Source organism: Roseococcus sp. SYP-B2431 (assembly GCF_004336745.1).
In the GTDB taxonomy this organism is placed as follows: Bacteria; Pseudomonadota; Alphaproteobacteria; order Acetobacterales; family Acetobacteraceae; genus Roseococcus.
On record NZ_SJXD01000011.1, the window covers coordinates 78,200 to 93,306 of the forward strand.

Here is a 15,107-nt window from a genome sequence, read left to right on the forward strand (position 1 = left end):
CCGGCTATGCGGGCAACCAAGAACCATTCCTGGTGTTGAAAGTTGACCGCAATCTGCGTGCCTGAGGCGCGTTCGGGAAGGAGAGGTGCTTGTCCCCCGGGATTTCGCGCAAATGGGTCGGCTGGACCTTCCTGGCGTTGCTGGCGTCTACCATCGAGCCGCTTCGCGCGCAGCCCGAGGGCGATCCCGCGCCCATGGCGACCGACGCGCCAAACCTCCCCTACCGCGCCACCGTCAAGCCGACCGGGGACGACAATCTCGACCGCGTCCTGCGCCTGTCCTCGGGGCTGATCGCCCTGCAGGAGCGCGCGCCGACGGATGCCGAGGGGGTCGTCTCCCGGATCGGCGCCGAGGCCGAGAAGCTCCGCCCCGCTCTGGAGAGCGAGGGCTACTGGGCAGGCCAGGTGGAGGTGGTGGCGCCCGGCGTCGCCGAGAGGGGCGGCGCGCTCGACCCCGCCGCGCTGGCCGCCCAGCCCGCGCCGCTGGCGCTTGAGATCCGCGTGACGCCGGGCCCGCGCTACACCTTCCGCAATATCCAGACCCTGGGCGGTGGCCCGCCGGTGGCCGTCACCCCGGGCGCCCCGGCCCGCGCCGAGACGGTCATCGCCGCGCAGGAGGCCGCCTGGAACGCCATGCGCGAGGACGGCCGGCCGCTGGCCCGCATCGACCGCTCCGTCACCGTGGACCACGGCGCCCGCGCCATGGACGTCACCTTCACCGAGCAGCCCGGGCCCCGCGCCGACTTCGCCATGCCCGAGGTCGCCGGCACTGAGCGCGTGGACCCCGAGGTGGTGCGCCGCGTCGCCGCCCTGCGCCTGGCCGAGCGCGGCTACCTGCCCGCCCGGCTCACCCAGGCGCGCGCCGACATCTCGGCGCTGGGGCCCTTCTCCCAGGTCCGGATCGACCAGGCGACGGCGCTGGACGCGAATGGCCGGCTTCCCGTGACGGTCACCGTGCGCGAGCGCCCCTTCCGCGCCATCAGCGCCTCGGCCGGCTACGAGACGAATTTCGGCGCGCGGCTCGGGCTCTCCTGGGAGCACAGGAACCTGCTCGGCGGCGCGGAGAACCTGCGCGTCGAGTTGGAGGGCAGCCGGATCGGCAGCGAGGCCGACCGCATGAATGCCCGGGCCGCCGTCATCTGGCGGCAGCCCCTGCCGCTCGGCTACGCCGGCACGGCCGTGGGCAGCCTCTCCTATGTGCGCGACCGGCTGGACAGCTACGACCGCGACGCCGCCATCTTCAGCCTGCTCTACGAGCGCCGGCTGAGCGATCGCTGGACCCTCTCCACGGGCCCGGTCGGCGAGGTGGGCCAGTCCGCGCCCTCGGGCGGCACGCTGGAATCCTACCAGATCGCCGGCTTCACCGGTCAGCTCCGCTACGACAGCACGGACAGCGCCCTGGACCCGCGCCGCGGCATCCGCGCGCTGGCCAGCATCACGCCCTCCTACGCCTTCACCGAAAGCCAGGTCTTCGTGCCGCTGCGGATCTCGGGATCGACCTATTTCGACCTGTCGGGCGGCGGGCGGACGATCCTGGCCCTGCGCGGCGCCTTCGGCAGCCTGCTGAACGCCACCGCCGGCACGGTGCCGCCGCCGCAGCGCTTCTATGCCGGTGGCGGCGGCTCGGTGCGCGGGTACGACTTCCAGTCCATCGGCCCTCGGGATGCGCGCGGCAGGCCCTCCGGCGGCGCGAGCCTGCTGGAGGGGTCGGTCGAGCTGCGGCAGCGCTTCGGCTCCTCCTACGGGGCGGTGGCCTTCGTCGATGCGGGCGCCGTCGGCACCAGCGCCGGCGCGCCGACCGACGAGATCCGCGTCGGCGCCGGCGTGGGCGCGCGCTACTACACGCCGATCGGGCCGATCCGCGCGGACGTGGCCATCCCGCTGATCCGCCAGCAGGGCAGCGGGTCCTTCGGCTTCTATATCGGCATCGGGCACGCCTTCTGATGCGCTGGCTCGCGATCGCCCTCGGGATCCTGATCCTGATCCCCGTGCTGCTGATCGGCGCGCTGGCGACCCCCTTCGGGCTGAACGCCGCGGCCGGCCTGGCCATGCGATTCGTGCCGGGGCTGGAGCTGGAGGGCGTCTCCGGGCCGCTGCCCGGCCATCTCGCGGTCCGGCGCATCGCCATGCGCGACGCGGAGGGCCCCTGGCTGGAGATCGAGGAGGCGCGCATCGACCTCGCCTGGCGCGACCTTTTCGACCGCCGCGCGACGCTGACCGCGGTGCAGGCGCGCCGCATCGCCCTGCATCGCCTGCCGCCTTCCGATCCGAACGCGCCGCCGGCCGGGCCGACGCCGATCGCCATTCCGAGCCTGCCCCAGCTGCCGGTCGCCATCAGGATCGACGCCTTGCAGGTGGAGCGCATCGAGATCGCTGAGCCCGTGGCCGGGCAGGCGGCGGCACTGTCGCTCAGCGGCTCGCTGTCGCTGGAGGGGCAGCGCCTGCAAACGGCGCTCACGGCGGCACGGCTGGATCGTCCCGGCCATGTCCTCGCCCATGTCACTCTTCAGGACGAGGCGCTGACCGCCCAGGTCGAGGCCTCCGAGCCGCCGGGCGGGCTGGTCGCCGCGCTGGCGGGCCAGCCGGACGCACCCCTCGACGCCAGGATCGACCTCTCCGGCCCGCTCTCCGGCGCCGACTGGAAGCTCACGGCATCGCTGGGCGCCAGCAGCGCCGAGCTGGGCGGCCGCCTTTCCGTCGCGCCCGACGGCGCGACGACGCTGACCCTGGACGGCACGGTGATGCCCGGGCCCTTCGTGCCGGAGGCCCAGCGCGCGCTGGCCGACCGCGTCACGCCCAGCCTTTCGCTGCGCCGGGCGCCGGACAATGCGATCGCGATCGAGCGGCTGACCGTGGTCCTGCCGGCAGGCCGCGCCGAGGTCAGCGGCACGCTCAGCGGCTCGCAGGCGCTCGCCATGCGCTTCCGGGTCGATCCCGCGCCGCCCGAGACCTTCGCCGGCCTGCTGCCCGAGGGCACGGGCTGGGCCACGCTCGCGCTGGAGGGCGAGGTGGGCGGCACGGTCTCCGTGCCCGAGATTGATCTGCGCGTCTCCGGCACCGGCTTCAAAGGGGCAGGGGCGGTGGACGAGATGCTCGGCCAGGCCGTGACCCTCACCGCCACCGTGCGCGGCGAGAACAGGCTGGTCGACGCCACCCTCCAGGCCGATCGCATCCGCGCCACCGTGCGTGGCCCGGCCGCCTCGCCCTTCGACGTCGCCTTCGACCTGGAGGCGCGCGACCCTCCGCAGGTCCAGGGCACCGTCTCGGCCGAGGGCCGCCTCACCGGCACCGCCGAGGCGCCGCAGGTGCAGGCGCGCATCCGCACAGATCGCCTCGTGGCGGCCGGCCGGCTGGCGGAGGGCTTCGAGATCACGGCCCAGGCCAGCCTGCAGCAGGTGACGGCCTCCGCGACGGGCCGGCTCGACGGCAAGCCGCTGCGCCTCGACCTCGCCGCCGGCAAGGAGGGCGAGACGCTGCGCGTCAGCCGTCTCGAGGGGAGCTATGCCGGCATCGCCTTCGACGGTCATGCGGCCGGCGCGCTGCCCACCGGCCCCTTCGACGGCGCGCTGCGCCTCGATGCGCCGGACCTCGCGCCCCTGGGCATGGGCCTCGCGGGGCGGCTGACCGTGGACCTCCAGGCGCGCGCCATCCCGGGCGCCACCGGCATGGCCGCTCAGGGCATCGAGCTGCGGATCAACGGCGCAGGCGTCGGCGTGGGCGCGACCCGCGCCACGGCCCAGGTCGAGATGACCGGCACGCTGGCCGCGCTGAACTTCCGGCTGGGCGTGACCGCGCCGGCCTATGGGCTCGATCTCGCCGGGAATCTCGGCCAGGAGGGCGCGCTCAACGTCATCACGCTGACGCGGCTGGAGGCCCGGGCGGCGCAGGATGCGCTGCGCCTCGCCGCGCCGGCGCGGATCCTGGTGACGGAGACGGGCGAGCTCACGCTGCAGCCGGCGCGGCTGACCAGCCGGCGCGGCGGCACCCTGGCGCTGAACGGGCGGCTCGCCGACGGCAACGTCACCGCGCGGGCGGACATCGCGAATGTCCCGCTGGCCCCGCTCAGCGGCGGCTTCGTGACCGGCACTGTCTCCGGCCAGGTGAACGCGGCGGGGCCCAGCGGCGCGCCGCAGGTGGACGCGAATATCCGCGTGGCCGGGCTGCGCGCGGCCGATCCCTCGATGGCCTCCATCCCGCCGGCCAATATCAATGCCACCGCCCGCATGCAGGGCCAGGCCTTCCGCGCCCAGGCGCAGGTGAATGCCGGGCCGGGCGTGCAGCTGAACATCGAGGCCGCGCAGTCGAGCGGGATCGGCCCCGCCGCGCCCTTCGAGGCCTCGGCGCGCGGCCGGCTCGATCTCGGACAGCTCGCGCGGCCCTTCCTGGCCGGCGGCGCCGACCGCTTCCAGGGCCGCGCCGCGATCGACCTGCGCGCCAGCGGCACGGCCGCCGAGCCGCAGCTGGCCGGCACCGTCGTGCTGTCCGACGGCCGCTACTCCAACCCGATCTACGGCGTGCGGCTGGACGCGCTCTCGGCCCGGCTGGCGGCCCAGGGCCAGCGGCTGGTCATCTCCTCCTTCAGCGGCCGCACGGTCGGCGGCGGCACCATCTCGGCCCAGGGGTGGGTGGAGCCGATGGGCGCCGGCATCCCCGCCGAGATCCGCCTCACGGCCAACGACGCCCGCCCGGTCACCGGCGAGACGGGCGACGCCACGATCGATGCCGACATCACCCTGCGCGGCCCGCTCACCGACGGCGGCAGCCTGGATGGCCGCGTCACCATCCAGCGCGCCGAGATCCGCATCCCCGAGCAGCTCGGCGGGAGCGTCCCCAGCGTCGGGCCGGTGCGCGAGATCGGGCCGCTGCCGCCCGGCCGCCGCCCGCCCGCGCCGCCGCGCGCGGCGACGGCCGTAGCGCGCCCGTCCCTGCCCATGACGCTGAACCTCGTGATCGCCGCGCCGCGCGCGATTTTCATCCGCGGCCGCGGGCTGGAGGCTGAGCTGGGCGGCGAGATCACCATCGGCGGCACCGTCGCGGCGCCCGTCCCCTCGGGCGGGCTGCGCATGCGGCGCGGCACCTTCGACATGGTCGGCCGGCAGCTCCAGTTCACGCGGGGGGTCGTCGGCTTCGATGCGGGAACCTTCTCGCCCAGCCTGGACTTCCTCGCGACGGCGCGGAGCCGTTCCCACACGATCAGCCTGACCGTGAAGGGAACCCCGGCCGCGCCGGAGATCAAGGTCACCGCCGATCCCGAACTGCCGCAGGACGAGGCCCTCGCCCGCCTGCTCTTCGACCGCGAGACGAGCAAGCTGTCGCCCTTCGAGCTGGCCAGCATCGCTCAGGCGGTGGCGCAGCTCGCGGGCATCATGCCCGCCGGCTCCGGCGTGCTGGACCGGCTGCGGAGCGCGGCGGGGCTGGACCGGCTCGGCGTCGGCAGCGACGGCGGCCGGGGGGCCTCGCTGGAGGCGGGGCGGTATGTGGCGCCGGGCGTCTATGTCGGCGTGCGGCAGGGAACCAGCGGCGGCACGCCGGGCGTGGGCGTGCAGGTGGAGCTGACGCCGCGGCTGCGGCTGGACGCGCAGACCTCCACCGGGCCCGGCGGGGATCGGCTCGGCGTCACCTGGGAATACGAATACTGAAAAGCGCGCGCTCATATGGCGCCGCCGCGAATTGCAATTGGTTCTCAATTGGGGCTATCTGCCGGTCCCGCCCCGGCCGAAGGACCAATCCCATGTTTCGCGGCTTCCTCACCGCCCTCTTCCTGCTTGCGGGCGTCTCGCCCCTTGCCGCCCAGACCCCGTCGCCCCTCCGCATCGAGCTGAACCGCCTCGAGGCCCGCGAGGGCGCCTGCCGCGTCTGGATGGTGCTCAACAATGGCGGCGGTGGCGAGGCGCTCGACCCGTTGCGGCTCGACCTCGTGATCTTCGGCAAGGATGGCGTGGTCTCGCGCCGCCTGGCCGTCGATGCCGGGCCGCTGCCGGCGGGCCGCACCGTGGTGCGCCTCTTCGACCTCACCGGCCAGGGATGCGACACGGTCGGCAGCGTGCTGCTGAACGACATCCTCGCCTGCGGCAGCCAGGAGGCCGATGCGCGCAACGCCTGCGTGGGCCGGGCCGCGCTGGCCTCGCGCGTGAGCGGCGTGAACTTCGAGAAGTGATCGCCGCCTGATGAACCCGGTTCCGCACGACTTCTCGCCCCTCGGCCTGTTTCTCGCGGCCGATCCCGTCGTCAAGGCGGTGATGATCGGCCTGGCGCTGGCCTCCATCGCCTGCTGGGCGGTCATCATCGAGAAGAGCTTCGCCCTCGGCCGGCTTCGGCGCGAGGCGCGGGCGTTGGCCGGCGCCGCCGTGAACCCCTCGATCCTCCATGAGGGCGCGGCCGACCTCACCTCCGTCGCGCTGCGCGCCGGCCTGCCGGAATGGCGCCTCGGCCAGGGCTTGCAGGAGACGGACGGGGAATTCCGCGCGCGGCTCGACGGCGCCATGCGCAAGGCCGTGCTGAAATCCGTGCGGCTGGCCGAGCCCGGGCTGCAGATCCTGGCGACCACCGGTTCCGTGGCGCCCTTCGTGGGGCTGTTCGGCACGGTCTGGGGCATCATGAACAGCTTCACCGGCATCGCCGCCAGCAACGACACGAGCCTCGCCGTCGTGGCGCCGGGCATCGCCGAGGCGCTCTTCGCGACCGCGATCGGCCTCGTCGCCGCCATCCCCGCCGTGATGGCCTACAACCGCTTCGTCGGCGGGCTGACGGGCGCCCGGCAGGAAGCCATGAGCGCCGCCTCTGACCTAGCGCTGCGCCTGAGCCGCACGCCGCGCCAGCAACTGGCGGAGTAGCGCCGGCATGGCGATGAGCACCTCCGGCCCTTCGGGCGACGACGACGAGGACAGCGCCGGCACGGCGATGTCAGACATCAACGTCACGCCCTTCGTCGACGTGATGCTGGTGCTGCTCATCATCTTCATGGTCGCGGCCCCGATGATGATGGTGGGCGTGCCCGTGCAGCTCCCGCGCACCGCCGCCGCCCGGGTGTCGCAGACGGCACCCCCCGTGGTGGTCAGCGTCAACCGCGAGGGCCAGGTCTTCCTCCGCTCGGAACCAGTCGCCGAGGCCGATCTCACCGACCGCATCCGCGCCATGCGGGAGGCGGAGGCGAATGATGGGCCCGTCTATGTCCGCGGCGACCGAAGCGTCCCCTACGGCGACGTGATGCGCGTCATGGGCAAGGTGACGGCCGCGGGCGTCGCGCGCGTCTCGCTCATCGCCGAGGCCGAGCCCGCCGGCCCCGCCGTGCAGGCCCGCTGACCCGTGCCCGATTTCTCGGCCCAGCACCTGCTGCCCGAGGAAGCGGTCCTGAGCCGTCCGACGGCCCATGCGCGCCGCTTCGCCCTGCCGACGGCGGCGGCGATCCTACTGCACGCGGCCGTGGTCGGCCCGATGGTGTGGTGGACGCAGTCCAAACCGCTGGAGCCGCAATCGAGCGAGATCGAGATCTCGCCCCTGGCGGAACCGGCGCCCTCGGAGGCTTCGGAGCCCACCGAGGTCACCGAGCAGACCCAGGCCGCGCAGCCGGAAGCCGCGCCGACGGAAGCGCCTCCCGAGGCCGCGCCGCCTCCGCCGCCGGACGCGGTCCAGCCCCCGCCGCCCGACGACACGCCCCCGCCGCCTCCCGAGGCCGTCCAGCCCCCGCCGCCGGACCAGGCGCCTCCACCCCCGCCGGACGCAGTCCAGCCGCCGCCTCCGCCCGAGGCCGCCGCGGAGCCTCCGCCGCCCGACATGCCCCCGCCCGAGCAGATCGCGCCGACGCCGTTGATCGAGCCCCTGGCCGTCGAGCCGCCGGATTCCGAGGACGTCGTGCCGCCGCCACCGCCGGAGGACGCCGCCGAAACGCCCCCGCCTCCGCCGCCGCCCACGCAGGCCCCGCCGGACGAGACGGTGCGCGCCGTCGCGCCCCCTCCGCCGCCTCCGCCGCGTCCGCGGCCCGCCGCGCCGCCGCGCCCGGTGCCGCCGCAGGAGGCCCCGCCGGCCGCCGCCGCGCCCGCGCCCCCCGTCGTAGCCCCGGCCGCGCCGGCCCGGCCACCGGTGAGCTATGTGGGCCGGCTGATGGCCGCGCTGGAGCGTCACAAGGATTATCCCCTCTCCGCGCGGATGCGCCGCGCCGAGGGCACCGTCGTGCTGCGCTTCGCCATGCGGCGCGACGGCTCGGTCGCCCATTGGCGGATCGAGCGCAGCTCAGGCCATGAGGATCTGGACATGGCGGTGGCGGCCATGATCCGCCGCGCCTCGCCGCTGCCCGCCCCGCCCGTGGAAATGCCGGGCGACCCGGTGGAGCTCGTGGTCCCGGTGCGCTTCACGCTGAGACCCTGACAGCAGGGCAACCCCGCCCGACATGGCGCGTTGCCCATCCACCTCGCGGCTCGCGAGGCGGCGATGGGGTGACAGCCCGATCGGCATCAACAGCGGAGAAGCCTTATGTCGCTCGGAACTATCCTGATCATCATCCTCATCATCGCCCTGCTCGGCGGCTTCAGCGGCCGGTTCGGCGGCTACGGCTATGGCTTCGGCCATGGCGGCGTCGGCGTGCTGGGCGTCGTGCTGATCATCCTCATCGTGCTCATGGTGATGGGCCGGATCTGACCGGCTTCCGGCAAGAGCCTCGCCGCATCGCGGACGCCCCGCGCCGAAGCGCATGGGGTGGCCGCGGCATCGGCGCGATGACCTGATCGTCCCCGCCGCGAGCCCGATTCCGGATCGCGGCGGGGACGGCATGCCTCGCCGCCTGCATCTTCCCGGAGCCGGCGCCGGAGGGTCACCCCCGTGGCGGCGGCAGCTCTCTCGCGCGCCTCAGATACGCCTCGGCCGCCTCGGGCGTCAGCGGCTTCGCGACCAGGTAGCCCTGCATGATGTCGCAGCCGTGCTCGGCCAGGTAGTCGCGCTGCGCCGCGGTCTCCACGCCCTCGGCGACCGTCTGCATGCCGAGGCCCTGCGCCAGCCCGATCACGGTGCGCGCGATCGGGTTCGGCACGCCCCCCGCACCGATGTCGCGCACGAAGCGCCGGTCGATCTTGAGCCGGTGGACCGACAGCCGGGTGAGGTGGGACAGCGAGGCATAGCCCGTGCCGAAATCGTCCAGCGCGATCGAGACGCCGAGCGCCTCCAGCTCCGCCAGCACCTGCGCGATGCGGACGGTGGCGCGATCGAGCAGCACCGTCTCCGTCACCTCGATCTCCAGGCAGGCGGGCTCGACGCCATGCGCGCGCAGCTTGCGGCGCACCAGCCCGGCGAAGTCCGGCATCAGCAGCTGCGAGGCCGCGACGTTCACCGAGACCCGGCCGGGATCCAGACCGCGCCCGCGCAGCCGGGTGACGGCTGAAAGCGCGAGATCCAGCACGCGCGACCCCAGCGGCACGATGAGCCCCGTCTCCTCCGCGACCGGGATGAACTCGGCGGGCGGGACCGGCGCCCCGCCGTCCGACCAGCGCGCCAGCGCCTCGAAGCCGACATGCGCGCCGTCGCCGAGACGGGTCTGGGGCTGCAGCGCGATCTCGACCCCGCCGGCCTCGATGGATTCGCGCAGGGCGGCCGCGAGATGGGCGCGGCGCGCCAGGACGGCCGTGATGGCGGGCTCGAAGAAGGCGGTGCCGCCGACGTCCTCGCGCTTGGCGTGGTAGAGCGCCGTGTCGGCGCAGCGGAACAGCCCGTCCGCATCCGCGGCATCGCCGGGGTAGAGCGCGACGCCCATGGAGAAGGAGGGCGAGAGCCGCGCCGCGTCCAGCTCATAGGGCCGCTCCAGCTCGCGCCGCAGCCGCCGGACGAAGGCGGCGGCCTGCGTCGCGCTGGCGATGCCGGGGAGCAGCAGCCCGAACTCGTCGCCGCTCAGGCGGGCGACGGTGTCCTCCGCGCGTAGGAAGTCGCGCAGCCGGACGGCCACCGCGCGCAGCAGGGCGTCGCCGCAGTCATGGCCGCGCGTGTCGTTGACGGCGCTGAAATGGTCGAGGTCGAAGAAGACGAGGCAGGCCGCGGGCCGGTCCTCCGCGCGGCGCGCGGCCACGAGGCCGCTCAGCCGCCGCTGCAGCAGCGCCCGGTTGCCGAGCCCGGTCAGCGGATCCTCGCTGGCGCGGCGCTGCGCGGTCTCGGCCATCGTCTTCACGCGGGTGACGTCGGTGCCGATCGAGATGAAGGAGCCATTGGCGAAGCGCCGCGTGCGCTGCTGCAGCCAGCGCCCGTCCGGCAGCTTCAGCAGGCGGGAGGGCCCAGGCGTGCGATGCGCCGCGATCTGGTCGCGCAGCCATTCCTCGCGCGCGGCGGGGGAATCGCCGGCATCGGGATACTGGCCCTGCGCGAGGCCGGCGCGCAGCACCTCCTCCAGCCCTGCGCCGACGCCGACCAAGGGCGCCGTGCGGTCGAAGATGCGGGAGTGGGCGCGGTTGAAGTGCATCGCGCGCTCGTCCCGGTCATAGGCGACGACGGAGTTGGGCAGCGCGTCCAGCACCTCGTGCAGCAGCGTCTCCGCGGCGGTGCGGCGCGCGAATTCCAGCCCTATCGCGGCGTCCATGTCCCGCCGCGCGGTGATGTCCTCGAAGGTGCCGACGAGGCGCACGGGGCGGCCGTCCTGCCGCACGGCGCGTCCCCAGACGCGCACCCAGCGCCGGCGGCCGCGCGCCGTGACGAAGGGCACCTCGCGGTCCCAGGGCTGCCCCTCGGCCATGGCCTGGGCGACGGCCGCGGCGATCTCGTCGCGCGATTCCGGCGGGTAGAAGCCCAGGGCCTCGTCCACGTCGCGTTCGCCCTCGTCCGCCAATTCGTGGATCCGGTGGGTCACCTGGCTCCAGCGCACCTTCCGCGTGGCGATGTCCACCTGCCAGGTGCCGATGCCGGCCATGGCCAACGCGTCGGCGAGGGGATCGTCCTCCATCGGCGCCAGGCGCCGGGACGGGGAGGGCGCGGGCCGGCTGTCCTGCATGGTGTTAGCCATGGTGCATCGCGGGCTGCGGCTCCGTCATCGGCGGGCCGCCGCGCGGGATCAGCGCGTCGAGATGAGGTTCCAGCGCCGTCGCGGCGCCGCGCCAGGCCTGCAGCGGCGCGTCGAGGCTCAGGCCCTTGCGCGCGGCGGCCTCCAGCGTGGCGGTCGCCTCCGCCAGCGGCACGGCTCCCAGCGCGCGCAAGGGGCCGAGCAGGCGATGCGTGGCGGCGGCCACCTCCGTCGCGATCGGCGACGCGGCGGGAAGCTGGCGCAGACCGTCGCGGGCCTCCCGGGCGAGCTCGGCGATGATGCGGCCCGCATCCGCGCCCAGCTCGGCGCGGAGCCGGTCCAGCGACGCGGCGGGAAGCGGCGAGCCCTCGTCGCCCTCGTGCCGCCGCCGTGCGATCTCGGCGACCGCGGTCAGCATCTCGGCGCGGTTGATCGGCTTGGCGAGGTGGGCGTCCATGCCGGCCGCGCGGCAGGCCTCCACCTGGTCGGTCATGGCCGAGGCCGTGAGCGCGATGATCGGCACGCGCCGCGCTTCCCCGGGCAGCAGGCGGATGCGGCGTGCCGCCTCCAGCCCATCCATCACGGGCATCTGCACGTCCATCAGCACGGCGTCGAAGGTGTGGGCCTCGACGGCCGTCAGCGCCTCGCCGCCGTCGGCGGCCAGCGTCACCTGGTGGCCGGCCTGCTCCAGCATGACCCGCGCCAGCGTCCGGTTCACCGCGATGTCGTCCACCACGAGCAGGCGCAGCGGCCGGTCCCCATCCTCCGCCGGAGGAGCCGCCGCCGCCGGCAGCGGCGGCGACGGCATGGCCGGGGGCGCCGGGGTCTTCTCCACGGCGGGCAGCGGCACCTCGGCCCAGAACATGGCGCCCTGCGCCGCCCCTGGCCCTCCGCCGTCGCCCACGCCGATCCGGCCGCTCATCGCCGCCACGAGCTGCGCCGAGATCGCGAGGCCGAGGCCGGTCCCGGTGCCATTGTCGGAGCCGGCCTGGAGCTGGCTGAAATCGCGGAACAGCCGCTCGCGCTGCTCGGGCGGGACGCCGGGGCCCGAATCCTCCACCTCGAAGCGCACGATCCCGGGACTCGGCGTCGCACGCAGCCGCAGCGCCACGCGGCCCCCTTGCGGGCTGAACTTCACGGCGTTGGAGAGCAGGTTGATCAGCACCTGCCGGAGCCGCATCGCATCCACCGAGACAGTGGCCGGCAGCGAAGCCTCCATGTCGAGCGCGATGGCGATGCGCTTGCGCTCCACCTCGGGCATCACGAGGGCGATGCAGGCCTCCGCCAGCGGCCGCAGCGCCGTGGGCGTCGGCCGCAGCTCGAGCTTGCCGGCCTCCGCCTTGGTGAGGTCCAGCAGCGTGTTCACCACGTCGCGCAGATGAGCCGCGGCATCGTGCATGAGGCGCAGCCGGTCCCGGGATTCGCCCTGGATGTTCTGGTCCTGCAGCACGATCTGCGCGTAGCCGAGCACGGCGTTCAGCGGCGTGCGGAGCTCGTGCGACATGCGGGCGAGGAACATGCCGCGCGCCACCGTGGCCTTCTCCGCCTCGTCGCGCGCCGCGGCGAGCTGCGTCATGGCTGCCTTGAGCGCCGTGATGTCGGTGCGGATGCCCACGGTGCCGCCGTCGGGCATGACGCGCTCCGTGATCAGGATCCAGCGCCCGCCCGGCAGCAGCCGCTCGACGATGAGGCCGCCGGCGCGCCGCTGCTCCTGCAGCTCGCGGATGAAGCTGTCGATGTCGCCCTTGAGCTGCGGGTACTGGCCGCGCCGCGCCCCCTCGCGGACGATGTCCTCGAAGCGCGCCCCTTCCTCGATGAAGGGAGCGGACAGCTCGTACATCTCGCGGTAGCTCTGGTTGGAGACGATCAGGCGGTCCTCGGCGTCGAACATCACGAAGCCGTCGGACATGCTGTTCAGCGCGCTCTCCAGCCGCAGGCGCCAGCGCAGGCGCTCCGTTTCCACCCGGCTGCGCTGCGTGACCCAGACCAGCAGCGAGATCATCAGCGCGACCAGCACCAGCGTCAGCACGACGGAGAAGAGCGCCGCGCGATCGCGATCGTCGCGCCAGTCTGCCAGCACGGGATCGAGGTCCATCTCGGCGACGATGCGGATATGTGGGTAGATCGTGGGACGGGTGGCGACGATCACCTCGCGCCCATCCAGCCGCGACGGCCGGATCGTGGCCGGGCCGGGCTCCGCGGGATCGGCGATGCGCTGGCCCAGCAGGGCGTTGTCCTGCGGGGAGGAGGCGAGGAGGGTTCCGTCCGCGCGCTCGATCCACACGCGCAGACCCGGAGCCTCGCCGCCGGCGTTGAGCAGCGTGGCTAGGCTGGACAGGGTCACCTCCGCGACCCCATGCACCGTGCCGAAGCTCGCCAGCTGCAGCGTGCGGGTGAAGAAGAGCGAGAACTCGGCGGTCGCCGGGTTCAGGGCGGGGCCGCCGATCGCGAGGCCGCCGGCATAAAGCCCCGCCTCCTGGAAGTTCGGCCCGAGCGGCACGGGCAGCGAGCGCCGGCGCGAGGCCGGCAGCGCGGCGGCGATCGGCTGCCCGTCGGGGCCGACCAGCAGCAGGTCGCGGAAGGCGAAGTTCTGCGTGTTGATCTGGCGCAGCGCGGCATTCACGCCCGCGATGTTCCTCGTCTGCTCGCCGGTGAGCGGCGCGAGGAGGAGCGGCAGGCCGAGCATCGTCGCGTCCACCTGCACGAGAGCCCGGTTCACGGCTCCCTCGACGGAGCGGCCGATGCGCTCGGCCAGGCCGGTCGCGGCCGTGATCGCCGTGTCGCGCCCCTTGGTGACGAACTGGGAGACGGCCAGCACCTGGGCGATCAGGAGGACGCTCATGCCGAGAACGATGGAAAGGCGGATCCGGCGTGCCGAGCTCGGCAGCGCCGCCGTCGTCGCGCGCGGATCCTCCGGGACGGCCGGCCGCCCCGGAGCCATGGCCCCAGCGCTGGACGGGCGCGCGCTCATGGGCGGGCCGGGATGCCGACCGAGCTGGCGAGGCTTTCGTTCCAGGCATCCGCGCAGGCCGGCCCGCAGCGTTCGATCCAGTTCGGCAGGACCACGTCGCGCAGCAGAACCCTGCGCCGCCGTTCATCCTCCTCGCTGACGGGGACGACCTGCATCCTTCCCGGCCGGCCGGCGGCGCAGGAGGGCTGGCCGGAGTTGCAGGCGAAGCCTTCCTCCGTCTCGCGCTCGGCCGCGGCCCAGATCTCGGACTCGAGCTCCGCGAGGCCCTGGCGCAGAATCTGGCGCAGGTCGGCCGGCAGCGCGTTCCAGCTGGGCCGGTGGGCGCCGAAGACGCTGAGCCCCCAGGTCAGGGCCATGCGGTGGACATGGGCCGTGACCTCCGACAGGCCTATGGCATTGCCGGACAGCGAGCCGGTGATCGCGCATTCCGCCTGGCCGTTCCGCACGGCGCTCACGGTCTCGGCGAAAGGCATGACGACCGAGATGGCGCCGAGGGCGGTGACGATGTCGGCCTGGCCCACGGAAGAGGTCCGGATGCGGCGGCCGCCGAGGTCGGAGAGGCTCGTGAAGGCGCGGGTGCAGAACAGCACCTGGGCCGGATAGGCGTAGATGGCCAGAACCTCCATGTCGTAGTTGTCGGCCAGGTTGCGCACGACGCGCGGGCGATAGGCCTGCATGTTCTCGCGCAGCCGTGCCATGTCCGGGTTCAGGACGGGCAGGTCCCCGCCCGCGAGCTCGGGCTCGTCCGCGGCGGTGGTGGCAAGGAGAAAGGTGCCGAAGGGCACCACGCCGAGGCGCATGAGGTGCAGCATCTCGGCAGGGCGAATGCCGCTGCGGTCGGAGGGCTCGATATCGGCCGTCATCCGGCCCTGGGTGATCTGGGGCAGCCGCTGCTGCCAGAAGGGCGCCTCGTACCGTAGAAACTGGCTCACGCCCGCGAGGCCGCCGATGACCTTGATCCGGATGGGCTCGGATGGGGCCGGACGTCCTTGGACGGCCGGAGGCGAGGGCTGCGCCTGGGCGCCGGCCGCGAGAAGCCATCCGCCGAGCAACGCGCCGAAGCACGCCGCCAGCAGGGCCCGGCCGGCAGCCTGCGCTCCGCCGAGGTTCCGCGACGGGCCGGTGCCCTTGAGGTCAGCGGCCGCCGGGCGTCGAAACTGCATGCTCA

The 15,107-nt window shown here is 74.1% G+C and carries 10 protein-coding genes; 7 read left to right on the plus strand and 3 right to left on the minus strand.

Features of this window, described 5'->3' with window-relative positions:
• Positions 1–89: 89 nt before the first annotated feature.
• From EJV46_RS01815 to EJV46_RS01845, 7 genes are all read left to right on the plus strand, one after another.
• The gene (locus tag EJV46_RS01815) at positions 90–1,943 is read left to right on the plus strand and encodes an autotransporter assembly complex family protein (RefSeq protein WP_131546876.1); all 1,854 of its coding nucleotides are present in this window, start codon (positions 90–92) and stop codon (positions 1,941–1,943) included.
• The gene (locus EJV46_RS01820; RefSeq protein WP_131546877.1) at positions 1,943–5,638 is read left to right on the plus strand and encodes a translocation/assembly module TamB domain-containing protein; all 3,696 of its coding nucleotides are present in this window, start codon (positions 1,943–1,945) and stop codon (positions 5,636–5,638) included. Before EJV46_RS01815 ends, EJV46_RS01820 begins: the two co-directional genes overlap by 1 nt.
• Positions 5,639–5,730: 92 nt before the next feature.
• Positions 5,731–6,156 (plus strand): Tat pathway signal protein, encoded by a 426-nt coding sequence (locus EJV46_RS01825; RefSeq protein ID WP_131546878.1) that lies wholly within the window; start codon positions 5,731–5,733, stop codon positions 6,154–6,156.
• 10 nt (positions 6,157–6,166) lie between these two features.
• Positions 6,167–6,832 carry a MotA/TolQ/ExbB proton channel family protein gene (locus tag EJV46_RS01830; RefSeq protein WP_131546879.1) on the plus strand — a complete coding sequence of 222 codons (666 nt, stop codon included), beginning with the start codon at positions 6,167–6,169 and terminating at the stop codon, positions 6,830–6,832.
• Between the two features lie 7 nt (positions 6,833–6,839).
• Positions 6,840–7,301, plus strand: coding sequence for a protein TolR (gene tolR, locus EJV46_RS01835; protein ID WP_165585280.1), 462 nt, complete (start codon positions 6,840–6,842; stop codon positions 7,299–7,301).
• A 3-nt stretch (positions 7,302–7,304) separates the two neighbouring features.
• On the plus strand, positions 7,305–8,363 hold the full coding sequence (locus EJV46_RS01840) for an energy transducer TonB (protein ID WP_131546880.1): 1,059 nt from the start codon (positions 7,305–7,307) through the stop codon (positions 8,361–8,363).
• Between the two features lie 105 nt (positions 8,364–8,468).
• Positions 8,469–8,633 carry a DUF3309 family protein gene (locus tag EJV46_RS01845; protein ID WP_131546881.1) on the plus strand — a complete coding sequence of 55 codons (165 nt, stop codon included), beginning with the start codon at positions 8,469–8,471 and terminating at the stop codon, positions 8,631–8,633.
• A gap of 172 nt (positions 8,634–8,805) precedes the next feature.
• On the opposite strand, the gene EJV46_RS01850 is transcribed toward EJV46_RS01845, so the two are convergent.
• From EJV46_RS01850 to EJV46_RS01860, 3 genes are read right to left on the minus strand one after another with little or no spacing between them, the layout of a single operon-like run.
• On the minus strand, positions 8,806–10,971 hold the full coding sequence (locus EJV46_RS01850) for a bifunctional diguanylate cyclase/phosphodiesterase (RefSeq protein ID WP_131546882.1): 2,166 nt from the start codon (positions 10,969–10,971) through the stop codon (positions 8,806–8,808).
• A complete protein-coding gene (locus EJV46_RS01855; RefSeq protein ID WP_131546883.1) occupies positions 10,964–13,939 on the minus strand; it encodes a PAS-domain containing protein in 2,976 nt (991 codons plus the stop codon). The genes EJV46_RS01850 and EJV46_RS01855 overlap by 8 nt, the downstream gene beginning before the upstream one ends.
• Entirely contained in the window at positions 13,936–15,102 is a 1,167-nt protein-coding gene (locus tag EJV46_RS01860) for a TRAP transporter substrate-binding protein (RefSeq protein ID WP_165585281.1), read from the minus strand. The genes EJV46_RS01855 and EJV46_RS01860 overlap by 4 nt, the downstream gene beginning before the upstream one ends.
• Positions 15,103–15,107 lie beyond the last annotated feature (5 nt).